9 protein-coding genes are annotated in these 26,086 nt (G+C 42.9%); 6 read left to right on the top strand and 3 right to left on the bottom strand.

Annotated features, from left to right (window positions below):
- Positions 1-310 precede the first annotated feature (310 nt).
- Complete coding sequence (locus tag PPO43_RS01715) at positions 311-12,157, top strand: T9SS type A sorting domain-containing protein (RefSeq protein ID WP_272620064.1); 11,847 nt, start codon at positions 311-313, stop codon at positions 12,155-12,157.
- A gap of 558 nt (positions 12,158-12,715) precedes the next feature.
- Here the strand turns inward: PPO43_RS01715 and PPO43_RS01710 are convergent.
- Positions 12,716-13,405, bottom strand: a complete 690-nt coding sequence (locus PPO43_RS01710) for a T9SS type A sorting domain-containing protein (protein ID WP_272620063.1) — start codon at positions 13,403-13,405, stop codon at positions 12,716-12,718.
- A gap of 243 nt (positions 13,406-13,648) precedes the next feature.
- Positions 13,649-15,064 carry a DUF4384 domain-containing protein gene (locus tag PPO43_RS01705; protein ID WP_272620062.1) on the bottom strand — a complete coding sequence of 472 codons (1,416 nt, stop codon included), beginning with the start codon at positions 15,062-15,064 and terminating at the stop codon, positions 13,649-13,651.
- Between the two features lie 319 nt (positions 15,065-15,383).
- On the opposite strand from PPO43_RS01705, the gene PPO43_RS01700 reads away from it, so the two are divergent.
- The 4 genes from PPO43_RS01700 (at position 15,384) to PPO43_RS01685 (ending at position 20,054) form a co-directional block, all read left to right on the top strand.
- Positions 15,384-15,998, top strand: a complete 615-nt coding sequence (locus tag PPO43_RS01700) for a hypothetical protein (protein WP_272620061.1) — start codon at positions 15,384-15,386, stop codon at positions 15,996-15,998.
- Between the two features lie 115 nt (positions 15,999-16,113).
- Positions 16,114-17,484 (top strand): N-acetylmuramidase family protein, encoded by a 1,371-nt coding sequence (locus tag PPO43_RS01695; RefSeq protein WP_272620060.1) that lies wholly within the window; start codon positions 16,114-16,116, stop codon positions 17,482-17,484.
- 312 nt (positions 17,485-17,796) lie between these two features.
- Positions 17,797-18,414, top strand: a complete 618-nt coding sequence (locus tag PPO43_RS01690) for a hypothetical protein (RefSeq protein WP_272620059.1) — start codon at positions 17,797-17,799, stop codon at positions 18,412-18,414.
- A gap of 161 nt (positions 18,415-18,575) precedes the next feature.
- The gene (locus tag PPO43_RS01685; RefSeq protein ID WP_272620058.1) at positions 18,576-20,054 is read left to right on the top strand and encodes a hypothetical protein; all 1,479 of its coding nucleotides are present in this window, start codon (positions 18,576-18,578) and stop codon (positions 20,052-20,054) included.
- Here PPO43_RS01685 and PPO43_RS01680 read toward each other — a convergent pair.
- Positions 20,051-22,717 (bottom strand): protein kinase domain-containing protein, encoded by a 2,667-nt coding sequence (locus PPO43_RS01680; protein WP_272620057.1) that lies wholly within the window; start codon positions 22,715-22,717, stop codon positions 20,051-20,053. The genes PPO43_RS01685 and PPO43_RS01680 overlap by 4 nt on opposite strands.
- A 374-nt stretch (positions 22,718-23,091) precedes the next feature.
- Between PPO43_RS01680 and bamA the strand changes: the two genes are divergently transcribed.
- Positions 23,092-25,665 (top strand): outer membrane protein assembly factor BamA, encoded by a 2,574-nt coding sequence (gene bamA, locus PPO43_RS01675; RefSeq protein WP_272620056.1) that lies wholly within the window; start codon positions 23,092-23,094, stop codon positions 25,663-25,665.
- The last annotated feature ends 421 nt before the right edge of the window (positions 25,666-26,086 follow it).

Below are 26,086 nucleotides of genomic sequence, written 5' to 3'. Positions count from 1 at the left end.
TGCCTACCATCGCTAGGCCATTTTGGCCCTTTGGGCCAAGGGCGGCAAAGCCGCCTCGAGCTTAGCGTATTGGCTTCGCGCCAAGAAAGGGAAGCGGCCCAAACAGCCGATAGCAGAATGCTTAATTTGGCTTATTGGCTTATTGGCTGAGCGGCCTAGCTGCCTGAAAGGGTGGCCCTTAGGGCCAGACCGAGCCAGCTTGCTGGCGAAGGGCCGAGCGAAGAGCGAGCCCTGTAAGGGAGCGCCCGCCGAAGGCGGGAGGCCCCTAAAAAGAAAAAAGAAAAAAAGACCATATCAAAACAAGCAGTCTATGCTACACAAACTTTTACAAACGGTTTTTACTTTTGGCCTACTGTTATGGGCCAGTGCTTCTTGGGCGCAAAACTGTTCATTGCCAGCTACAGGCTATCTTTTTGCGGTAAATGATGCCAATGGGAATTGTATTCATAGAGAGCCGCTCACAGATCCTTATCAGTCGCCTTCTGGATCAATGGCAACTCCTGATTATCAATTTAATTATTGTACATCGGGAGGAACAAATTTGTCATTAGCTGCGGGGGGATCTTGGTCTAACATTACTTGGGGGCTTGAAACCTCAAGTCCAGATTTGTCTTTGAATACTACGGGTGCTGGTGGTATAAGTAATACACATCCACTTAGTGGAGGGACAGTTGGTACTAATTATCCGGTGCTGGAAATTGACGCAGCTTATGCTGGTACAACCATAATGCTAAGATTGGAGTATACAGGAGCTGCTGATTCGAATAATGATAATGGAGGCATTTATTATATCCAGATTAACTTGACAGATCCTATTGCTGATGTTACGCTAGATCCTACTGAATTGAGTATTTGTAATGGAGAGTCAACGGATATTGATGCGAGTGCGAGCAACTGTGTATCTTGTCCTACATATAGTTATGAATGGTTTGATGGGGCTAGTTCGATAGGAACGGCGGGAGCTAACTTAGTGGTTAGTCCTACTTCTTCTACAACCTATACATTGGTTACAACCACAGATAATTATTGTGTGCATTCTCAGCCTGTTCCTGTGACGGTTCAGGATGTGCCTGTTTTGAATCCAATATCGGCAGCTGATATTTGTGCAGGAGGGGTGACTAGTGTAACTACTTCTCCCTCTCTTTGTTTGTCGGGTACTTGTCCAAATGGAATAATTTGGTCTTGGTCGGTTACGCATGGAGCGACATCAGACCCTGATGAGTCGGGAGGGGGACAGACTACTCCGGTTTTTAACGATTTGCATACTGCTGCAGGGACTGAGACAGTTACATTAACTGGGAATTTGAATGGTTGTATTGCAAGTGTATCTAGTGGTTTTACGATTTTTGCAAAACCTTCTTATACAGCAACCACGAATTCAACGAGTATTTGTTTGGGGGAAACAATTAACTTAGGGGCGAATATTTCGGGCAGTATAGCTTCGCCCTATACGGCTACATGGACTTCTAGTGACCCTGTAAATGCGGCTGTAGGAACTCCGTCTGTGAGTTCTGTGACTACTAGTTCTACTCCTTCTGCGCCTTCTGGTTCTTATGATTATACTTTGAGTATTAAGGATAATAATCAATGTACAGGAGCGACTGTTGCGGTAAGTGTGGAAGTGAAGGATAGTTTTGTGTTTGCTGCGGGGCCGTATAATGTTACTTCTGTGAGTACTGTAGGGCCTGTTATTGGGGGGGATAACACCACTGAGATACAGATAGATGATCTAATCCAACCGACAGATAATCGTTGCGATGGTAATTTTACAGATCATAGGGGGCAGGGCGGTGAATATCAGAATAATAAAGATTATACTAGAACTATTTGTCCGGGTACTCCTGGGGCCATGCTGCAGGTTGTATTTACTTCTTTTGAGTTGGAGACTTCTTATTACACACCGACAGAAGATTATTTACAGGTATATGATGGGACAAATACTTCGGCTACTATGATTGACGAGTATTATGGCTATAATGGTTCTCCCTATGGTCTTTATGGATCATCTAATTATGGTTCAAATGTACCTGGAACGATAACGGCTACGAATCCTACAGGTTGTTTAACGTTTAAGTTTCATTCTAATGGAAGTTATCATTATGATGGTTGGACAGCGGATATAAAGTGTATAATTACTCCTTATGTAGATAATATAAGCTATGATAACTCTGCGATGGTGAGTAATATATGTCAGGGGGATTATACTGTTTTGGCTTTATCGGAAAGTGATCCTGATTTTGATTTCCCGTCAAATGCGGCAGATATTGATTGGCAATTTGTCAGTGGTCCAGCTGCTGCTCCAGCGGCTTTATATTTCAATGACAATAAGGAGGTTTATGTAGGACCATTCACTACGGCAGGAACTTATGTTTACCGGGTAGATGTAGATGCTGCAGGAACGGATTGCCCTTCTGTGCATTGGTTTGAGGTACAGGTAGATCCTCAGCCTACAGTAACTTTGAGTACAACAAATGGTACAGGGCCTTTCTGTTCGAGTGAGGCTGTAGTTTTGTCAGGTTCTACATCTGGAGGTAGTTTTTCTCGTTGGGAGAAAAACGGAGTAACTATTGCTGGTGCGACGAATCCGACAACTTTGAGTGATATGCATAGTAATGTTGGGGGGAGTTCTACGGAGACGGTGACATATTCATATATAGCGGGTTCTGGGCAGTGTGAGGCGGTAGCAACTATAGATATAGAGTTTTATCCAGAAACTGTTGCAGATATTCCTCATTCGGGAAGAACTTATTGTGTTACGGGGAATCCTATTCCTGTACAGGCTTCGCCTGATCCTAGTCAGGGCGGGAGTTATGCTTATAGCTGGTCGGCTTCCCCTGTATTAGCTCATAGCATTAGTTCTAATGGCTCGGAGTATACTTTTGACAATCCTTTGGATGGGGAAACCTCTACATTAACACTGACGGTAACAGATGTAAATAGCTGTACGGCTACGGATACAGAGTTATTTGAATTTGAGGATTGTGGGACCTTCGTTTTAAATACAACCCCAGTATCTGGAGATGTTTGTATGGGGGATAATATCATTTTGGAGGTAGTAGACAATCAGGATGCAGCAGCTATTGCCGATGGTAGTTTACGAATAACCTACGATTGGTTTGATGGAACAAGAACACTTTCTACAACTCCTGGTGGGAATCAGCTCACCTACTTGACATCTCCTTCAATGCCAACAAATTTAGATGTTACGGTAACATTGGAGCAGTATGTATGTTTTTTAGGTTCTGGTACGAATCCTTCAACATGTCTTTTTGGGGCTTATCAGCTTGTATTAAGTGATAATTTGCCTGCGACCGTAAATGTTATTGATCCTTCTCCAGTTTTGGAGCCAGATACGGCTGTAGGGCCTTATTGTTATGGAGATACTTTAGATGTAGAGGCGAGTTGTTCTTCATGTCCTTATCCTTTGACTTACAGTTGGCCTAGCCACCTATCTTTTTCTGGTGAGGGGCCACATCGAATTGATCTTTTACAAGATACGATGGTTATTGTAGCTGGACATTATAATGGTTGTGAGGGAAGAGATACTGTATATTATCAGGTCAGGCCTTCTTTGGAGCCTACTATTGTGCAGGGGAATTCTATAGCTTCTTGTTTGGGCGATTTTGTTAGTTTGGATGCGACAACAGTAGCTTGTTCAAATTGTAGTTATAGTTGGAATACTGGACAGTCTGGAACAAATATATCTGTTAGTCAAGATGGGGACTATATTTTTTCTGTAGAGCAGTATGATTGTGTAGAACACGACACAATAACACTTGTTAATTACAATCAGGTGCAGCCTATTGTAGAAACTGCGGATTCGGTGGCAATAACGGGAATTTACTTGCCTCTTTGCGATGGAGCGCCCGTGACACTTCATGTGGATCCTACTTCTTGTCCTTCATGTAGTTTTGCTTGGAGTAATGGATCTACAAGTCCAAATTTTACGGTGAATACTTCTGGAGGATATTATGTTAATGTTATTGATAGTAATGGTTGTAGAGGATCTTCTGCTCCTATTTTAGCAGTACCTTCATTGGAGGGACAGGGGGCGATTGCTACAGCCTCGCCCAATCCAATGTGTAATGACTCTATTGTAGAATTGACAGCTACGGCTTGTGCTTCTTGTAGTTATGTTTGGTATGATAGTAATAATGATACTGTTGGTTTGGGGCGGACTATTACCTTAACTGGAGGATCTGCAGCTGATACCTATTATGCAATTTTGACTAATGAAGATGGATGTGAGTATGCAACCAATCTTGTAGATGTAACATACACTGTGCTTAATGCACCTCAAATTCTAGCTACTGCGGATAGTATTTGTGTGCCTAATGGGACTTCAACCTTAAATGTGGTGGTGGAGCCAGATTATATTGGTTATCAGTGGTATAAAGGTTCCACAATGCAAAGTGGCTATGTTGGTTCTAGTTTTACTGCAACATCAACAGGTGCGTATTGGGTAGAGGTATTACACAGTAGTGGTTGTGTTTTATCTTCTGATACTATCGTGATAGATACAGCTGGTTTTGCTCCAACGGCAGCAACTTTGGCAGGAAATACAACTGAAACAGTCTGTCCAGGTGATTCTGTAACCATTACTACTGCAACAGAGGTAGGTTGGACTTATCAGTGGTATCGAAATGGAATTGCAGTATCAGGTGCTATAGGTTCCGCATATAGTGCTAGCCAAGCAGGAAACTACTATGTAGAAGTAAATGCTCCAGGTTGTTTTGCCATAACTAATCAGGTAGTTATACAAAAAGCTGCTGTAGATAGTGTTAATGCAAGTACTGATAAATTGGCTATTTGTCCAGGTGATGAGGCAACTTTGTCTGTAACGCTTTGTATCGGTTGTGAGTATCAGTGGGTAAATGCTACGAATGGTTTAGACCTTACAACATTAAGTAATACTAATTCTAGTTATACAACTAATGTTGGAGGCTCTTTCTACGCTAGAGTAGAAAGCAATAATAATGGTTGCTTTGTAAATTCTGATACGATAAACATTGCTTCCTTGGCTTTAGTGACCCCAGCAATTAACATTAACAGTAGTTCACCTTATGTTTGTGATGGCCAAAGTTCTACTTTAACAACATCTCAATGTAGTTCTTGTACTTATACGTGGATGAGAAATAATGTTCCTGTTTTTGGAGCCTTAAACGACACGTTTTTTATTGTTTCAGATCCTTCTGATGCAGGAACTTATAGTGTAGCAGTAACTTATGCTAATGGTTGTCAAGATACCTCTATTGTGGAAAGTATTTTAGATGGTTCTTATGATCTAGCAATTGAAATTGATCCTAATAGCCCAGACAGTATTGTATGTAATAATAGTCCTGTAGACCTTCAAATTGATTCGGTGACTTCTGGGAGTTTGTACTGCAACCTAGGCTGTACCTTCCAGTGGTTTAGAGGGGGATCTCCTTTGGTGCCTTCTAATGCGAATGCTTATACGACTACTGAAGGTGGTTTTTTCAAATTGCGGATGACTGACTCTAGAGGATGTATTGAAGAGTCAAACACTGTAACTGTACGAGAAGTGGACCTTAATCCATTTGTAACTTCTAATGCTACAGCGATTTGTGGTCCTGGAGGAACTGTGGAACTTAGTTATACTGATTCTTCTAACTGTGTAGGTTGTAGTTATCAGTGGTTGAAAGGGGGCTCTGCGGCACCACTCTATGGATTAAATACAAGTAACACAACACCTTTCTATGAAACAGACTCTGTAGGAGTATATTCTTTAGAGGTAACGCAACTTGGGTGTGCTGCTTTATCGAATCAAGTTGCCCTAAATCGTCTTAATGGCTTGAGCATTCCTGTAAGCTCTACAAAGGCTAATATTTGTGATGGAGATACGCTAACGATTTACCGTATGGGCGGAGGTTGTGCAGGTTGTCAGTTTCAGTGGTTGCTGAATGATCAGCCTATTCTTTCTGCGACGACTCCAAACTTTTTGGTAAATAATATTCCTGGCAATTACACTCTAGAAATGGTTGATGCAGCAACTGGCTGTACAGACACTTCTGCTACGATTAGTTTATCTAATGTAGCTGCGCCTACTGGATTTGACCTAACACTTTCAGCAGCAGGTATTAGTCCTTTAACACCAACTGGTGCAGCCGTAAGCTTATATGATGCTGTTCAGCCTTCAAGTATTCGTCAGTCATTAAATGACAGCTTCTATAGCCAGCCTTTTGATGCTAGCTTGAATGCAAACTCAGGACTATTTGGTATTGGAAATGAAAGCTTTGATCCTTCCATATCTGGGGCAGGATATCATCAAGTTTACTATCGATATGACACTTTAGGTTGTAACTTTATTGCTGATGATATCATGTTAGTCTTTGAAGATCCTTCCGTAGACATTTTTAACGAAAACCCTGTAGCTCCAAGTCTTGAAGCCTGTGTAGCTGATACATTACAGCTCCAAGTCAACAATATGCCATTTTATGTCGATTCTATCTATTTACGAGATGTAACCAATAATTATGTTCTTGTACCTATTGAAACTAATGGGCTACAGGCTCAAACCTATGGTTCTGATATTGTTTACACTGGAGTGATCCGTTTGGGAATCCCTGCATGGGCCCAGGAAAGTTTTATGATGATGACTTCTGCTGCTAATGCAGATACCTTTTTTACTTCTTTTGTTCTTGTTCATAATGAAAATTTAGAAATATCTGGATTGCCTGGAGTTATATGTTCTAATGGAGATTCAATTGAACTAACAGGGACTCCAACAGGAGGTTTCTTTACAGCAGAATATACTGGAGCCTCAGGAGGTTCTACTATAGCTGCAAATACCCTGATTCCTGGGGCATTTAGTGGCTCAACCTTTTATCCAACAGCTGCGACTTATGGAAGTTATGGTAGCGATCAAGTGCAAAATGTAAAAGTAATTTACAATTATGTAAATACTTATACCAATGGTTCTACCTGCCCGCTAACAGATACAGATACTGCCTGGGTTGATGCTAGAGGTGTATTTCTAGATAGTATACAGTTTAATCCAATCTCTATTTCTCAAGATAGAGAGCTATTGAAAAACCTTGTTTACCGCGTTTATCCATATTCAGCACAACCTAGTCAGTGGGAAGCAGTAGGTACCATTGGATTTAGTGGCAGCTTTACCTTCCCCGCAGGGGCTCCTATAGATTTCTTGCCACCTAATGCAGGTTTAGGAACGCATGCTATGACTTATGTTATTAACAATGGTGGTTGTGAAAATTCAGTAGAAGATTCTATCGAAGTGATAGAGGCTCCTCAATCGATAGGAATTCGGGACTCTATTTGTCGAACAGAAACCTTTGCTAACTTTGGTCGTGAAACAGGACTCTACAGCTACTTTGATGGGCCTAACATTCCAATCCAAGCTGGTGTAAGCTTTAGCGATACAATCAATATTATGGTAGTTGGTAATACAGCTGCTGCTGGCTTGACAACTGTGAACTCTGCTACTAACTTAGAAGAGTATAATTATGACCCCACAGCAGTCCCAGGTAACTATGATACGCTAAGTTTAGAATATGTTTATCGAAAAGTAGAGTACGTTTTTGGTACTCCTGTAGACACAGTAGAGTATGTAGTTGGTTCTATCGTTACACCAATATTTATTGAGGATACTTTCCAAGTAGAAATTATTGATAGTATCGTGAATGATATTTATTGCGAAGAGAATGAACTCTTTCTCCTTGGAGGAGCTCCCAGTGGAGGAATCTTTACCCTTTCTGGTGGAACTGCAGCTTATGCAGCTGGAGACACATTAGTAAATAACATTTTGAATCCTTTTGATGTGCATAGTCCAGAGTCTAGTAATACTACTTATGACTTGACTTATATTAAACAGGGAGCAGTTTGTCAAAACTCTGATACAAAACAAATTACGATTCCTGAACCACTTGACCCTAGTTTCTTGCCTGCTAGTATGAGCACTATTTATTGTGCTTCAGACCCTATTGACCCAATCAACATTAGTACTCAAGGAAGTAATTTTACGAGCTTATGGTTGGTTAATGGTGTAGCACAGGGAGGCCTGTTTTTTAATCCTGGGCCATTAGTTCCAGGAAATCAAGTGGTGACACATATCGTAACAGATACAATTTTTGGTTGTAGCTATGAAGCAATAGATACTTTTGTAGTTAATGCTTTGCCTCAGCTTTCTGTAACTCCCTTATTACAGTCTAGCTATTGTACAAATGATTCTATTGTAACACTAGAGGTTTCTCCTAACCCAGTCTGCGCTCAGTTTGTCTCTGGTGGACAGGATATTCTATTTGCTAACTTTGATTCTTTGGCTTTCCCTCCAGGTGGGTGGTTGGCTTTGAATAATAGTGCAAGCGGTAACCCTTGGGTGAGAACAACTATTGCTCCCTATTCTGGTGTGGGGGCAGCCTATGTAAATAGCTCTAACGATGTGGAAGATGCATGGTTGTTTACCCCTACGCTTAATCTCGTCACTGGGCATACATATCGCATTAGTTTCTTTGCTAAAGCCGATAACTGTACTCCTCCTCCTTGTGATCCAGCTCAAATCAATGTCTATATGGGGCAAGGACAAAGTATCAGTGCCCAACAAGCTGGTATCCAAATTGGAGACACTGCTATTCATCAAACTTTCTATAATCCCTACTCTTTTGATTATCTCCACACAGGAGTAACTGGAAGCTTTAATTTTGCTTTCCAAAATGCGTCGGGTATAGATGCTCAGGGAATTACACTGGATGATGTTAAAGTTGAAGACCTATCACAAACGGGTTGTATAGCAGGTGGTTCAGGATCTATGATTGGTCCTGGCATTAGCTATGTTGTAGACTCTACTTATACTTTCAACCCTCAACTGGTTACCCCTGGCGCATATAATGTACGCTATGTGTATACTGATGCAAGTACGGGCTGTACAGATAGTATTCAAATGCCAATTAAGGTGAAGCCTCACCCTATTGTGAGCTTTACAAATCTAGATTCTCTTTATTGCTCTAATGCAGCAGCTATTGCACTTAACCCCAGTCCTCAAGGAGGAACGTTCACAAGTACAGGACCCAACCTTGATTTAGCTGCTTTGGCCTATGATCCTGTAGCAGCACATAATAACGAAGTAGTAAGCTATAGCTATACTGACCTCAGCACTTTATGTACCTCAATTATTCGCGATACAGCTACTGTTATGGCAATTCCTGATAGTGCAACGTTTAATGGGGTCGATACTTCTTATTGTGTTTATGAGGACTCTATTTTCCTTGATTTTGTTCCTGTTTTTGGGGCCCCCTTACCAGGTTATTTTGTAGGGGCCGGAGTTTATCCCGATTCTGCGGGAGCTGGCGTTTCTGTCTTTTATCCCGATTCTGCTGTCATCCAATCAGGGCGCTATGGGGAATTTGAACTCCGCTATATCTATCCTACAAATAGTATTTGTGTAGATACCGCTAAAATTATTACCCGAGTAGATGCTCGGCCTGACTTGAACTTTACCAATATGCCAGATAGCATTTGTCTAAATGCAGGGGCGGTTCAAATTCGAGTGAATAATCATGTAATTACTGGCGCACAAGGCCAAATAGAATACGACACCTTGGTCGGTATTGGTCCTGTGTTTGGCGGCAACTTCTTGCCTAGCTTAGGCTTGCAAGATACCCTAGTGGCCCGCAATTTTGGCGTAGGCTGGCATCATATCGATTATAGCTATACAGATAGAAATGGTTGTAGCTCATCCATCTCAGACTCTTTCCGCGTAGATACAATTCCAGAACTCTACTTTACAGGGTTAAATGCAGATCGAGTATACTGTGAAAATGAGACGCCAAGCCTCTTATTAGCTTACCAACCCTATTATCCTGGTTCTGGTTACCTAGAAATTACTTCTGGACCAGATACCTTTAATCTTGATAGTAGCTTCTACCTAATCGAACCTATACGATTAGTAGATACCAATAGTACTACTCGTCTTTACGATGTGTACTATACCTATACGGATTTGAATGGTTGTACAAATGAGTTGACAGACTCTTTTGAAGTCCGACCTTATCCACGAATTTTCATGAATATCTCGCAAAGCTTCTGCTCTGCAGATACTATTGAAAACTTGATGCCTTATGTCACGCCTCAAGGAGGTATATTTACAGATGATCTAGTTGTTACTGATATTCGCCAAGATTCTTTCTTGGCCCTTAATGGCAATTCAGGACCTCGAAATATTACCTACTATTATTACGATACACTTACAACTTGCTCTAACAGTGATCAACAAGTTGTTACTCTCTACAATACCCCCGAAGTCGATTTTTATGCTTTAGGCGGTTGTGTAGCAGCAAATATCACTTTTGTGGAAGATACCTTGGCGTCTAACCTAGTCGCTGGAGTAGATAGCATTTGGCAAATAGAATGGATTTATGGTGATGGTAATAGCTCTGTCGTTGTTCCCGCATCTGGCGTGAGTATCCCCAACCAAGTCCATACTTACAACACAGATGGTAACTATCAAGTACAACTGGTGGTGAATAACCAAAACCAATGTATTGATACAATGAGTAACCAACTGATTGTTTCGCCCTATGTGAATACAATTCACCAAACACCTTATGTCGAAGATTTTCAAGTAGATGCCGGCGGTTGGTATCAAGAAGAAGCAGATGTTCTTCTACCTGATTCTTTGGCCCTATGGCAACGCGCTGAGCTAGTCGCTCCCGCAATCAATGATCCTGGAAATTTTGCTTGGGTAACTGCTGCACAAGCCCCTTATACTTACGGTGCAGGTGAACATGCTTGGGTTTATTCTCCCTGTTTTGACTTTACACAATCTTGGCGCCCCATGATTGTACTCAATACTTGGAGACATACACTCAATGATATTGACGGTGCTATTATGGAATACTATGATAATGCTACTAATGAATGGCTACGCTTAGGTGATCCTCAGGTAGGAATTAACTGGTACCAAACAGACTTCCTCCTTTCTCGCCCAGGTAACCAAGCTGGCTTGTCTAGTCCAAAAGGTTGGACCGATAGTAGCAGTACTTGGGATAATAGCCGATACCGCCTAGATCACCTGACTGGTGAAGATTTTGTCCGCTTCCGCATCGCTTTTGCTTCAGATGCTAGCACAATTACTACGGATGGATTTGAAGGCTTTGCTTTCGATAGCGTCTGGGTAGGAGAGCGTAACCGCAATCTTCTTCTTGAGCATTTCTCTAACTATTATCATGTCAATACTCAGGGAGATTCAATGGATGCAATCAATGCTTATGTATACAATGACCTTGTCTACAATAATAACAATGGTCGCGACCTTAACCTGATTCAATATGCTACAGATATCAATAGCCAAGATCCACTCAATGTTCTTAACTGGGAGGATAATAGTGCCAGAATATCTTATTATGGCGTATCTGATAATAGTAGCTACCGACTCAATGGTACTATCCGAGGCGTTAACTTTACAGAAGAATTAGATCAATGGAATATCGATTATGATATGATGCAGTTCGCTGACTTTAATCTCCAACTCGATCCCATTGTCTTTTCTGGAAATACACTGCAGATTGATGCAGAAGGAGAGGCGCTTAAACAACTAGATTCTTCAGATTACTCTTTCCATGTCGTGATTACAGAAGATCGAGTTTCCAATTACAGAGGATTCCCAGAAATGGCCGTAATGAGAACTATTCTGCCCGATGCAGCTGGAGTGCAATACGCACAGCCTTGGGCTGTAGGCGAACAGTTTAGCTACTCTGGAAGCTGGGTGTATAACCTAGGCTCTCTAGATTCAAACAACCTACAAGCAGTAGCCTTTATTCAAGATAATGCGACTAAACAGGTCCTTCAAGTAGCAACTACTCGAGACCTTACTATTTATCCACCTACGGGCGTACTCAACGAGGAAAGTATTCAATCTATCGGAGAGGAGCTCAACGGCATTACGCTTTATCCTAACCCCGCTACAGAAGCTTTCCAAGTTGCCTTTACTAAAGGACTTAGCGAGGATTGCCAATGGCAGCTTGTGGATGTACTCGGCCGCGTACTACAAGACGGAACAGCTCAAGCAGGAAGCCTGTCTATTCAAGTGCAAACGCCTAACCTCAGCGAAGGAACTTACTTCTTCATCCTAAAAAATGGACAGGCTATGGCCCAACGCCAAGTCGTGATCGTTCGTCCTTAAGCTGATTTTTGATAGGTTGATTTTTATAAGGTCTAGCTCTTTTAGAGCTAGGCCTTTTTTGTTGAAATGATTTGGGGCTGCCCCTCCCTACGGTCGGGTCGGGCCATTGCGCAGCTCGCTGCTCGCTCGGCCCTGCAGGCTTTTTCGCTTCGCTTCAAAAGCCTTTGGTCTGCCGCCTTCGGCGGCCCTGCTACAGCCCCTCAGCCTGCGGCGGCCAAGCCGCCTGCAAATCGCAAAAAGTGGTATTCGTCGCTGCGCTCCTCATTTCTTGATATTCACCCGCCCACCCTCCCCTCCAAAGGATTCCTTAAGGAATCCTTTGGGGGAGTCCGGGCCATTGGTCCAATCTGCTCACAGCAGGCGGCAAAGCCGCCGCAGGCCTAGCGATGCGGCGGGGTGGCCGTTAGGCCAGACCAAGGCGCTGAAAGCGCCGAAGGGCCGAGCGAGCAGCGAGCCCCAAAGCGTAGCGCCGCTAGGCCAAAGGCCGAAGCGGAGGCCCCAAACAAAAAAAAGCCAACCGAAAACGGCTGGCTCTTTTAAAATAGCGTACAAAAAAACTTAAGGATTGTACTTGCTAATGCGTTCTGTGCGAATAATATGGCGATTTTCATCAAGCATCCGAAGCATATAAATACCACGGGGCAGGCTGCTCACATCAAATTTATCTTGTTGTCCATTTACCTGAAACTGCAAGAGCTTTCTACCCACCACATTATAAATCTCTAGGTATTGGACCTGCTGCGCAGCATCTCGAAGCATTAGGTGCTCCACCACAGGATTAGGATAAACTGTAGGCTTCTCGGCTTTGGGCGCATACATTTTTTTAGCCGAATGCTCATTTTTTGCCGAGGCAGAAAAGAGCACCGTTTGAGCATCTTGCTGTTGGCCCTTTTCATAAATCTTAATTTCTAAGTTGCCAATACCTTCTTTACCATTAGGACGAAAATTTACCCGGAAATTGTCTAGGCTCTCTTGTGGCCCTAGGTTAATTTGCTTCTTTTGAACCAAAGAAGAATAGCATTGTCGATCGCAAACCGCAACTTCCCAACCGTCTGGGCAGAGATTGCGGTTTTGTTCCCAAATTAGGGTGATGTTCTGCTTGCTTTCATTTTTAAGGCTGATTCTAGGCCCAATTTCTGACTGGCAGCCGCCCTGAAGGCTTGCATAATCTGCCGAGACCGAAAAGTTTTGAGCGGAAAGAAAGCTAGTGAAAAAAAGAAAACAAAAAAGATGTATAGTTTGCTGCATAAGCGAGAGGGTTGAGTTGGATGATTTTTGGATGGTTTCAGCCTAAATTGGGCCAAAGCAAGCTTGCTTGCGCAAAAAGACTGAATTTTCATTTAATATACAATTTATCCGACTAAAAATAACCCCTATTCACAAGCTTTTAACGATTTGATGACTTTCCCGAAAACTAGTTTAAACAGTTCCGCCATAAAGCTAAAAAAAGTCTCTTTGAACGATTGTCAAGAGACTTTTTAACTTATCGTATTAGCGCTTGTCGTATTCTAAGAATATAGGAACAATATAACGCTCTGTAGAAGTAGCAGAAAATTCAATCTTATTCTCTTTAAACTCAATATGATGATTGCCTACAATCTTTTCCTGATGGGCGGCATAAAAACGTTGGAAAAGGTTGAGCTGGCTGTCCTCCATTTCGTTAATTTCCATAAGAAAGCTTTCTGGTAGAATCTGTTTCTTAGAAAATAGAATACAGATATAATTTTTAGTGCCGTCAGGATCTACCTTAAAATGATCTCCTTTAGCCGTAGGCACTCTAAAATTGCTTTTTTCATCCTTAAAATATTGTTGATCGCCTTCTTGTGGATAGAGTAGACTGAAGCCTCGTTCTTCATCACCTTCAAGGATATAAATAAAGCCTTTTCGGAAGTTGGTAATCTCAAAGAAATAGGCTGTTTCAGGCAAAAAGTTGCCATTTACCCTGTAGAGGTTTTGAAGCAACTGCACATTGGGCGTACTCGCATTGATGTTGAATACCACCTCTCCTTCTTGACCATACTTCTCTTTTAACTTTTTTAGGTACTTTTTAGTGGCATCCGCTGGAGGCGGAAATTTAATATAATTACGAATATAAGTAGCCGTATATAACATACGCTTAAGCTGACCACGACTGAAACTTGTCCGACAACCCTCTCTAGGGTTATCCGACATAATATTATTCACCATAGGCTTATAAAACTTGCGGTTGGCATCTTTTAAAGTACCTACATAATCACAACGATCATCAATAGAGCGACGATCAAGTCCTGGATCAGCAGGCGTATCGCAAACCTGATCGCCTTCTGTCTGACAGTTCTCGCCAGAAACTAACTCTTCACTTCTTTGGCCCTCTATAGGCCCCGCAGTAGGGTACAACCCAAAGAAATGCCCCATTTGTCGCTTAAGTGTAGTTTGATTACCCAAAGCTTTTTGGCTAATAAAAATACGATTTATAGGATTGGCAGAAGGTGGATGAGTATACCCAGAATAACTATTGCGCTCCCCTTGGATTTTATTTACGATGTAAATGTTAATGACATTCGTTCGATCATGTTGGCGGCAAAGCTTTTCTTCATCAACAACAGGAAAACGATAAAGCGCATCATCTCGAACATAATTGTAGTCTTCTAAAGGCAAAAATCGAATGCTAGCCTTTAAAAAACTCTTGTTGAGCTCTCGAATTGCAGCCTGAACTTCTGCTATTTCACTGCCTCCACTACCATCACTCTTCGCAACAATGTGAATCTTGAGCGGAAACTCTAATAGACCACGACTAACACTATCGTTAAACTGCTCAATAGCTTTAATGTGATCTTTCATAAAATCGAGCTGCTCTTGGTTGTAGGTTGTACCAGATAACTTTTTACCAAAACCACCAAATCCTCCACTCCGAGGACGCTGAGCCATTAAGCTCGTACTAAGCAAAAAAACAAAAAATAGTAAACTGAACTGGGCTTGCCTCATAATAAGAAAATTGAAGTTTTTTAAATTAGGAATTCATACAGAGGACTACAAAACTAAGGCCTAGCTACCGTATTTACGAAGGACAAAGCAAATTTTATAAGCCCTAGGATGTTATTTTATAAGTACTCTTGATAAGTTAAGCGCCTTAATGCCAATAAAAATTAGGAATACTTGTAAGAGCACTTGTTTAAGTCTACAAAACTCAATATATTCGACTCGCTAAAGCAAAATAAAACATTAACCTGCCAACGTATATACCTATATGAAAACGAAAATTGATTTCTCTAAAATTGCGGAGCTAACAAAACCTGCTTACGAAAAAGAATTTAAACGCCTAAGTAAAGCTGCTTTTACGCAAGCTAATAGCGAAGATACCGCTGTTACTTTTTATGTAAAACGCCAACACAAGTTTGCCTGTGGTGCTGAAGGACCTCTTATGCTTATTGCAAAACTAGATGCAAAATGGAAAAAACAAGCTAAAGAAGATCTCAAAGGCGATAAAAAAATGATCATGATCGCCAAGGCCTTTGTTAAGGAAGGTGAAAATGGTGCTACGCTAGAAGTTAGCCCTATGAAAGGAAATGCTCCTTTAGCTAAAATCGCTAAAGAAGCTAAGGCTATGCTTAAAAAAGCAAAATTGACTTTGAGCGAATTTACAGCTAGCGCCGCTTCTGCAGAGCTAACCGATGCAGCAGAAACTGCTGAAGAACAGCCCCAAACAGAAGAAACCACAGCAACAGAAGAGCCCGCAGCTACTGCTCCTGAAGCAGCAACAACGGTTGACCCTCAACTAGAAAAGAAAAAGGCTAAAGCCCGTGAGGTAATGGCCAAAATGCTTGAAAATCTTCAGAAGATTGAAAGCAAACTCCAAAAATAAACCAGCAGGCTAAAGACTGACCTCATTAAGAGAGTGCTGATCGAAGTGCTTAAAAAAGAGCTTTTCTTTAGCTCTCACTCTCTATCCGTTCAATTTTAAATTAAACTATAAGAGCATGGCCAACGTAGAAAAGCTACAGCAACTGCTTGGGAAATATCAAGAGCAACTCAAAACGCTCAAAGACTTGTTTATGGCTGACGGTAAAATCGATGCCAACGAACAAGCGACACTCAATCAAATTGAAGAACTAATTAGCTCTATCGGTGCATCTATCGGATCTGCCGTAGATGGAGCTACCGCAGCGGCCGCTAGCAGTCGCTCTATCTCTGCCTCTGTCGGTAAAGGCGGAACCAATAAATTGGAAGATGTAAAAGTCGTTCAAGAATTACTTAACCAAAAAGGCCAAAACCTAACCGTTGATGGACTTTGTGGAAAAGGAACCATCGGCGCTATTGAGGCCTTCCAACAAGCCGAATTCGGCTGGAAAGATGGCCGCATCGATCCAGGTGGAAAAAGCTGGAGCGCCCTTTCAGGAGGTGGAAGCGCTGCCAGTAGCGAAGATGCCGCCGCCGCCGACGAAACAAGCAGCGAAGAAGGATCTAGCGAAAGCAACTCTGGAACTACCGATGCCGCTGCAGCCTCTGGCGAGGTGGAAGAAGCACTTTCTGCGAGCTCTAAAATCTCTGCCTCTGTAGGTGCTGGTGGAAAAAACCAATCGGCAGATGTGCTCCGCGTTAAACAATTACTCAATAAATTCGGACATAAATTGACCGAAGATGGAAATGCAGATGCAGCACTTACGGCCGCTATCAAGGATTTCCAAACTAAATATCGCGGAAGTAGTAATCCCGATGGTCGTGTCGATGCAGGTGGACGTACTTGGAATTCTTTGCTAGGTATGGGCCGAATTCAAGGCCAACTAGAAGCAATGGCCAAACAATATAGCGTAGAACCTGCCGTTATTATGGCTATCCAAACCGTAGAGTCTGGCGGAAATGGCTTCTTCTCTGATGGCCGCCCCAAAATCCTTTTTGAAGGACATATTTTCTGGAACGAACTCAAAAAAGTGGGCAAAGATCCTAACGCTCTCCGATCTGGAAACGAAAATATTATCTACCCCAAATGGGATAGTAGCCAATATGCTGGCGGAACTAAAGAGTACGACCGCCTCGCAAAAGCCGAAAAAATCCATAAAGAAGCCGCCTATAAAGCAACTTCTTGGGGCGAATTCCAAATCATGGGATTCAACCATTCTACCGTAGGCTATAGCGATGTTTTCTCTTTTGTAGAAGCCATGAAAGTTCCCAATGGTGCCTCACTCAAAGCCGTGATGGAGTTCGTTAAAAATAACAATCTTCTCCGCCACGTACAAGGCAGCAGCAAGGACTGGGCTTCTTTCGCCAAAGGCTATAATGGCCCTGGCTACGCCAAAAATCAATATGATAAAAAATTGGCCGCCGCTTTCGCGCGCTTCCAAAAAGTATAACATTCAGCCCCAAAGCTGAGGACTAATACTAAAAGTCTCGTTCCTAAATGGAGCGAGACTTTTTTGTTTTTGGGGCCTCCGCAGCTTTGCTGCGGCGCTACGTTGCAGGGCTCGCTATTCGCTCGGCCCTTCGCCAGCAAAGCTGGCTCGGTCTGGCCTGTGGCCACCCTTCCACATCGCTAGGCCGCTCAACAGCCTTTTTTGCCCAAAATAATTGCTTCGGCCCTCTGATGCCCTTAGAGAAAAGCCAACTTTTAAAAAAACTTTTCCTGAGGTGCTAACCTTGCTGGTTGTAAGGAATAAAAAATAGAAATGAAGTACCTCTTATTCCTTTGCCTGCTTTGGTCCGCTAGTCCCTACGCCAAAAAATATGGGACCAACTACCAAAAAGCCCTCAACTTTTTAGAAAAGCATCAAACCCTTTTGGACCAAACAGCAGCTAGCCTAAATATAGAAACAGCCGAACTCAATGCTGTGGTATTTCCAGAACTGCTCCGCTACAACCAATTGCAAGATATACTAGAAACAAAAGCCCTAGAACAGGCCTATTTGCGTGGTTTAGCTGTCGATTTTTCTATTGGCCCTTTTCAAATGAAGCCTTCTTTTGCCCAAACTTTAGAAGATCGTCTTGATTTAGAGATTGATAGAAGTCCGCAGGCGCGTTTGGCCCGTCTCAAAACCCTAGAAGGACAAGTATTTTATTTGCATTGCTTTTTAATGCTCTGCCAAAAAGAAAAACTGCCCACAAGATGGAACAAAGTAGAGCTTTGGAGTTGTAAATATAATTCAGGCCTAGATAAAACAATAGAAGAGTTGGCCTATTGGCGTCAGCAAAAAGCCTTTCCCTACGGACCAAAAGTGAGTCCCGATAATCAAGATAATTATACTGATATCGCCTTAGATTATTATGCCCAATTTGGCCCAAAATAGTTGGCAAGCCCAGCTTCGGCCTAGGGATAGAAGCTGGTGCGGCGCAGCCGCAGACCAAGGCCGTCAGGCCGCAGGGCCGAGCGAACAGCGAGCCAGCGAATAGCCCGGCCGCCCTAGGCGGCAGGCCCCAAAAAACATCATCAACAGAAAAAAAAGGACCTATGAAAAAGCAAATGTGTATACTTGGTTTGGCATTACTTAGTCTATTTGCCTGCCAAGAAAAAATAGGGGAAGAGCAGCCTCAAAAAATGAGCTGGCAGGCCCAGCGGCCCTTTCAGGATATTGATATTCCCTTTGAAGAATATGAAATTGATGCGGATCAAGATACCGTTTTGGTTTTGCCTCAGGGCGGCGCTTTTTACTTTAAGGGAGGGGCTTTGCGCCAGGCCAATGGCGATACTGTTTATGGAAAAGTAAGTTTAAAATATCGCATTTTTCATGATGCGCCCAGCGCTTTTTTGGCGGGCATGCCCATGGCTTATGAGGCGCAGGGAAAAAAGCAATATATGGCGACAGCAGGCATGTTTGAGTTACGGGCAGAGCAAAATGGGGCCCAATTGCAGATGGGGGAGGCCATGAAAATGAAAACGCCCTCCTTTCAGAAAGAAGGAAATTATAGCTTTTTTCATTTGAAAGAGGAGGATGGAAAATGGGAGTATTTGGACCAAGAATATGAGATTGAGGAAAATAAAAGCAAGCAAAAGGCGCTCAAAAAAGTAAAATATAAGGCTCAAAACATCTTGAAAATGCCTTTGGAGGCCAAGTATTTTTGCTTTGATTATTCGGCTATTTTGGATGTGACTTATAGTGAAGATTACGGTCAAATATATGCGAATCGGGAAAATCCAGTAGTGGGCCAAAAAGCCCATAAATACGGTCTTTCTTGGTTAAATAGTAGCTGTTATAAATCTATTGATTACAAGGGGACTAGCTTGCCAGCGGCCATGATGGTTTGGAAGCGATTGAGTGGTGGGCGTTTTCCGGCTTGGACCAAAGATAAAGATTTTGATGCCTTAGCGTTAGAGCCTATTCGGGGCAATATTTATCGTTTGACTTTAAACTCTCATGATGGGACTGAGGAATGGAGTGGGCGGATAGAGGCGGTCATGCCTTTGAAGCAGCTCTATCGTTATAGTCCAGAAAGTTGGGCCCGTAACTATGAGAAAAATATGGCAGAAATTGAGGTAGAGATGCAGCGATTGCGTCAAGAGGCTGATTTATTTCGCAGTTTTGAGCTCAGTGAATTTGGCATTTATAACTATGATCGCTTTTTGAAGTGGGAAGATGCACAGCCTATTGTGGCTCAGTTTGAAGTGGAGGGAATTGATTTGCCGGCTAATTTTAAGCTAGAAAAAGTCTTTTGCTTTCCGCTTAATGAGGCTAGTTTGATTGATTTGCCGGCTCATGATTGGAATAAAATCCGTTTGCATCCTGATCGGCCATTGCGTTTTTTAACGGTCTTGCCTAATGATCAAGTGGGGCTTTTTGATTTAGATGATTTTGCGGCTATAGATTGGGCTGAAATTGATAATCGTCCTGCAGATCAGCCCTATCGAATTGTATTGCAGGCGCAGTCGGGCCAAATAAAAACCTTGGCAGATGTAGAGCAGCTTTTTGCGCCAAAGTTAGCGGTCCGCTAGCTTTTATAGGCGGATAATTGTTGTTCTAATTTGGCCTTTTTTTGCAGAATAGTTTCAATTTCGGTTAAATTATTTGGGGCCCAAGGTCGTAAGAGATGCTTTTCTTCTTGGAGTTGAAGGTGTAATTTATGTTGATGTAGATGCTTGAGATTATCGAGTTGCTCCTTATGTTTTTTATGTAGTTGTTTAGCCTCTTCTTCCAGTGTTTGGTAGAGGGGGCTTCTTTCATCAAGAATAGCTTGCATTTTTTTATTAAACATCTGCTGGGCTTGGCGGACTTGTTGTCGCTTTTGCTGATAAGCTTGACGTATATTTTGGGCTTTTTGGGCCAAAAAGGCATCTCGGGCCTGCTGTTGTAAGTCGGCTTTTCTTTTGGCAAATTTAGGGCGTGCTAAGCGGGTTTTTTCTTCTAATTTCTCACGTTCTTTGGCGTAAAATTTATCAATGCGCTGTAGTTCTTGCAGAAACAGTCGCTCTTCTTTATAGCTAGCCTGTAACCAGATCATGAAACGGTGGGCCATATTAACATCAGACTGGCTAAAGTCGGATAAATTAAGTGTACGTCCATCCTTAAAGATCAGTTGAGCTTTGGGGATATTGATTTCCTTTAGTTGGCTCATAGAGTGAAAACCGGCCTTATTAAGTTTAAGGATGAGTCTTAGGCCTTCTCGAGCTCTTAAATGCAAATGTTGCTTATGGCCTATTTTGAGGTTATTGAATCGGCTGAGGTTATCGTGTTGGGCTTGTATGTCTTGCTTTTGGCGATCTTGCAATACTTCTCGTTGCTCTTGAATGTAAGATAAGAAGTGTTTCTCTTCGGTGGCAAGGCGTTCAAAGGCGAGGCGCTTTTCTTTTTGGGCCATGGCTTTAAACTGATGGAAATCTTGGCCCAATTCTTCTTGCTGGTTGTCAATGAGTTGGTCTTGTTCAGCTTTGCGCAAAATCTCAAGGGCGGACTTAAAGTCATGAGCTGGGCTCAATAAAGGCAGTTCTTTTTGGAGTTGGGTCAGAATGGGCGCCAAAATATAGGCTTTATGTTCTTGTTCTTGGGCCAGTAATTTCTCAAAGGCGGAGTCTAGTTTTTGTAGTCCCTCCAAATAACTCTGCTTGATGGCCTTACTTGTTGTTTCTAGCGTTTGGAAATTGGGAAGTTCTGTTTTTAGAACTTGCAACAAGTTGGTTTTTGCCTCTTCTAGCTTTTTATGCCATTGGTCCAATTTTTTTTGTTGAGCTTGAGCATTCTTTTTTAGGGTTTTCCATTTGAGGCGTTGGGGATTGATGAGTAGGTGAATGCCATGTAAAGTAAAAGGGAAAATAAGAATAGGGAAGGCAAAAAAGCCTTGGATGATGAGCATTATTTGCCAAAAGGGGTACTGAAGTAGGTCCCTTGTCATCCATTGATAGATGGCTGGAAAGCTGTTGAGTAGAGCTGCTACGGTAACAATAGTGGCAATAATACTCAGAATAAAATTTCCCCAGCTATCCATATTGCTCTGTATATTGATTTGCTGTACAGACTTGGGATATTGTAGTTGAGGCATTTGCCAAGCTAGGGCCATTTTATAGTCTTGGGGAAGGTAGTCGCTCCACTTTTTTTCTAGTTGTTCTAGGGGCGGCAAAATATCGGAGGGGCGGCGTAGCCGCTTAAATTGCAGGTCCTGTTGCAGCAGCATTTGCTGAAAACGTTGTTTGAGTTCTGGGTCTTTTAACTCTTCGAGTATGGCCCAGCACCATTCTTCGGCTAGGGGGCGCAGTTCGGGCAGGCTATGGCCTTCTACAAAGCTATGCATAAATAGTGTTTGCAGACTAGTAGATAGCTGTAGAAATTCTTGATGGGGTGGGGGGATGATCTTAAATAACCTTTTGGCTTCTGGATGATGGACAAATAAACCCGCCTCAATTTTTTGGTGTAAACTTACCAGTTGGTCATGGGGCGGCAAAGCAGAAGCTGCATAGGGATGAATACCCAGTAGAAGTTTGTAGAGAATAACAGCTAAAGCAAAGCTATCCCAGCTACTCTTAAAGCTGTTAGGTTTAGGGTTTTGGTAATATTCTGGAGCGGAGTATTCGGGGGTGGCTACAGGGGCCATAAATTTTAGTTGGCCATTTTTATGGACCTGTACAGAGTCCATATCTACCAAAGCTAATTGGCCATTGCTCTGCAGGATTACATTTTCGGGTTTGAGGTCGACTAAGACGTAGCGATCTTGCTGGTGCATTCGATAGATGGCCAGGCTAAGGTTAAAGGCGATGCGAAGTCTTAGGTCGCGGCTATTTTTTTGGTCCAATGCCAAACGTTGCCAATTTGCATTTAGCTTTTTGGGGAGTTTGGGGAGGCAGAGTAATTCTAATTTTTTGCCTTGGACAAAAGGCATAACAAAGCCTAGAAACTGTCCAGATTGGCTGAGTAAAATATCTTGGGGCCAGACAAAACTAGGCCATTGGCCGGCTTGAAATTCTTCTGGGGGGTGTTTGATCAGGAGGGCGATCTTTTCTTCTCGCTCTTTTGTTCGTTTGGGGCGATGGTAGATTTTGGCCACCATACCTCGCCAATGAGTGGGGCTTTTGATGCGGTGTAAGCTGCCTTCTCCGCCAGAGGCAAAGGGTTTTCTTTGGAGTTGGATTTTATCTTTGGTGGTTTTGGCGTAGCAAACTAGGGTCATAGACAAAAGGGATTGTGGCAGAAGAATAGGCAATCTACTGAAAAACTAGCTGAGTTCTTAGGCTAAGCCTGCCTTTTGGTCCAATTTGCGGTGGACAGGGCGCAAAGCGCCCGCAGGCTGAGGGGCTGGAGCAGGGCCGCCGCAGGCGGCAGACCAAGGCGGCTTTGCCGCCGCAGGGCCGAGCGAGCAGCGAGCTGCGGAATGGCCCGACCCGACCGAAGGGAGGGGCAGCCCCAAAAGAGTAGAATAGACAAAATATTTTTTATCTCTTTTAAATCCCCTACCTTTGGCCCGAACTTTCCGTTTTGTTTGGAAAAGGGGTAGAAATCTGCTCCCAAATCCATGTTTTTAGAAAAAAAGTCTGCCAAAAACGCATGAACTACAACTCTATACGGCTAGGCGTTTACCTAGCTTGCCTGTTTTGTCTGAGCCAGCCCCTATTGGCCCAAAGTGATAGCCTCAGCACTATTTCTGCTGATACCAGCCTCCCTGTGATGGATTATGAACTCCCGCAAACCTATGAAATTGGGGGCATCAAGGTAGAAGGTTGTGAGTATACCGACCCCAATGCGGTGATTGCCGTTTCGGGATTAAAAGTGGGGGAGAGTATTAAGTTGCCTGGGGATGACATTGGTAAATCTATTCGTAAACTTTGGACGCAGGGTCTTTTTGTCGATGTGCAGATTTTGCTTGAGCGTCGTTTGGGGGAAGCTGTTTTCCTTAAAGTTGTAGTCAAAGAGTACCCTCGTTTTGCCCGTCATGCTTACCGTGGGGTGCGCAAAGGCTGGCAAGATGATTTGAATGAATTGCTCAATCGCTATTTGCTCAAAGGGCGTGCAGCGACTAAGAGCATGAAGCGGAGTGCCGTGCGAGAAATCAAAGATTTTTTGGCAACTAAAGGTTATCCCGATGCGACTGTCTCTGTAGAAGAAGAGGAAGATATTGTGTTGAAAAATAGTATTCGTTGGGTCTTTAATGTAGATCGTGGCAAGCGGATTCGCATCCAAGATATTAACTTCGTGGGCAATGAAAAGGTATCGGATGCCAAGTTGCGCCGTCTGCTAAAGGATACCAAAAGAAAGCGCCCAATTATGGGGATTTTCAAGCCTTCAAAATATATTGAGTACGATTATAAGGCCGACAAAGAGAACGTTATGGCTTATTATAATAAGATTGGTTTGCGAGATGCAAAAATTCTCCGCGATTCAGTCTATATCGTAGAAACACCCAAGAAAAATGGTAAAGTAAAAAAGTCTATCCAAATCGATATACATATTGATGAAGGGACAACTTACTACTTTGGCGATATTAAGTTTAGAGGGAATAGTTCTTATTCAGATGAGGTTTTGGGCCGCATTCTAGGCATTCGCAAAGGGGAGGTTTATAATGAAGAACTCTTGCAGAGCCGAATTAGCTTTGACCGCAACGGCCGCGATTTGAGCACGCTTTATATGGATAATGGCTACTTGTTTTTCCAAGCTAATCCAGTAGAAAAAGGTGTGAAGAACGATACCGTAGATATCGAAATCCGCATTCAAGAAGGGCCGATCGCTACCATTGACCGAGTAATCATCAAAGGGAATGACCGCACTCACGAGCATGTTATTCGAAGAGAATTGCGCACCTTGCCTGGGGCTAAGTTTAGTCGCTCAGATATTATGCGTTCTCAACGCGAATTGATGGCCCTTAACTATTTTAATCCTGAGGCGATGGGCATCAATACTCCCGTAAATCCTCAGCGCGGAACTGTAGATATTGAGTACACCGTAGAAGAACGCCCTTCTGACCAATTGGAGCTTTCTGCTGGTTGGGGAGGATATAGCAACGGATTGATTGGTACGCTTGGGGTGACCTTCAATAACTTTTCTTTACGCAATCTCTTTAAGGCTGAAGCCTGGAACCCCTTACCTCAAGGAGATGGACAACGCCTTAGCTTGCGCGTGCAAACCAATGGTCGCTATTTCCAATCCTATAACTTCTCTTTTACAGAGCCTTGGTTGGGCGGCAAAAAGCGCAACGCCCTTTCTGTTAGCGCTTACCACTCTAGATACAACAATGGACAAACACCAGAAAGTAGCAGTTTTCAACAGCTATTAATTACAGGGGTTACGGTAGGTCTTGGTACTCGTCTACGCTGGCCCGATGACTATTTTGGTTACCAAATCGCTTTGGAATACCAAAATATGAACCTCCTCCGCCGCTATGACTTTACCATCCCTACAGGGATTTTCAATGACTTATCCATCCGTCAAACCCTTTCACGGAACTCTGTAAATAATCCACTCTTCCCCGAATCAGGTTCGACCATCTCGCTCTCTATGAAGCTGACCTTCCCTTACTCTTTGGTCAATGGCTGGGATTACACGGATACAGAACTACCAGATACCGACCGTTTCCGTTGGGTAGAATATCATAAATGGGATTTTGAAAGTGCTTGGTATACCAAAATTGCTAAAAACTTAGTCATTAAAACCGAGGCTAAATTAGGCTTCCTAGGTAGCTATAACAAAGATGTGGGCTTGTCTCCCTTTGGTCGCTATGAACTAGGTGGTGATGGTATTTCTAACTTCGTCGGCCTTCAAGGTAAAGACATTGTCTCTCTCCGTGGATATAGCGATCCCGTTGAAGATGTTTCTGCCGCCAATGAAACAGGAGCAGCCGTCTACAATAAATTTACGGCCGAATTGCGCTACCTGCTTTCTCCTAACCCCAATGCAACAATTTATGTTCTGGGCTTTGTACAAGGTGGAAATGCTTGGTCTAGCTTCCGTGAATACAATCCATTTATGCTCAAACGCTCTGTAGGAGCTGGTCTCCGCGTTTTCTTACCTATGTTTGGTACGCTTGGATTCGATTACGGTATCGGTTTCGATAAAGACCTGCCGGCAGGCTCTTCTATGTTTGATTACGGTTCGTTCAATATCGTTTTAGGTTTTGAGCCTAAATAAATAGAACCTAGCTTATATTATTTAGCAGCAGTTTTCTTCCAGAGAACTGCTGCTATTTTTTTTGGGGCTGCCCCTCGCTTCGCTCGGGTCGGGCTGTTTCGCAGCTCGCTATTCGCTCGGCCCTGCGGCGCTTTCAGCACCTTGGTCTGCCGCCTTTGGCGGCCCTGCTGTCCATCCCTCAGCCAAACCCATCCACCGAAAAAATGGCATTCGTCGCTAAGCTCCTCATATATAGTAATTTACCCGCCCACCCACCCCTCTACGGGATTCCTTAAGGAATCCCTTCGGGCTGTCTGGGCAAAAACTGACCAAAATAATTGAAAAAAACTGAATAAACAATAGAAAATCAGAATATCAAAAAGGTTTTTTTCTTTTCCCAACAAGCTTTGAAAAACGGCTATAAAGTCCTTAACTTTCGGTA

This window comes from Saprospira sp. CCB-QB6, from assembly GCF_028464065.1.
In the GTDB taxonomy this organism is placed as follows: Bacteria; Bacteroidota; Bacteroidia; order Chitinophagales; family Saprospiraceae; genus Saprospira.
Note: the sequence above shows the minus strand (reverse complement) of the source record. Positions and strands in the feature narration are given on the sequence as shown.

Coding starts and splice junctions, on each gene's coding strand:
- PPO43_RS01715 (WP_272620064.1), top strand. CDS start 311: ATGCTACACAAACTTTTACAAACGGTTTTTACTTTTGGCCTACTGTTA.
- PPO43_RS01710 (WP_272620063.1), bottom strand. CDS start 13,405: ATGCAGCAAACTATACATCTTTTTTGTTTTCTTTTTTTCACTAGCTTT.
- PPO43_RS01705 (WP_272620062.1), bottom strand. CDS start 15,064: ATGGCTCAGCGTCCTCGGAGTGGAGGATTTGGTGGTTTTGGTAAAAAG.
- PPO43_RS01700 (WP_272620061.1), top strand. CDS start 15,384: ATGAAAACGAAAATTGATTTCTCTAAAATTGCGGAGCTAACAAAACCT.
- PPO43_RS01695 (WP_272620060.1), top strand. CDS start 16,114: ATGGCCAACGTAGAAAAGCTACAGCAACTGCTTGGGAAATATCAAGAG.
- PPO43_RS01690 (WP_272620059.1), top strand. CDS start 17,797: ATGAAGTACCTCTTATTCCTTTGCCTGCTTTGGTCCGCTAGTCCCTAC.
- PPO43_RS01685 (WP_272620058.1), top strand. CDS start 18,576: ATGAAAAAGCAAATGTGTATACTTGGTTTGGCATTACTTAGTCTATTT.
- PPO43_RS01680 (WP_272620057.1), bottom strand. CDS start 22,717: ATGACCCTAGTTTGCTACGCCAAAACCACCAAAGATAAAATCCAACTC.
- bamA (WP_272620056.1), top strand. CDS start 23,092: ATGAACTACAACTCTATACGGCTAGGCGTTTACCTAGCTTGCCTGTTT.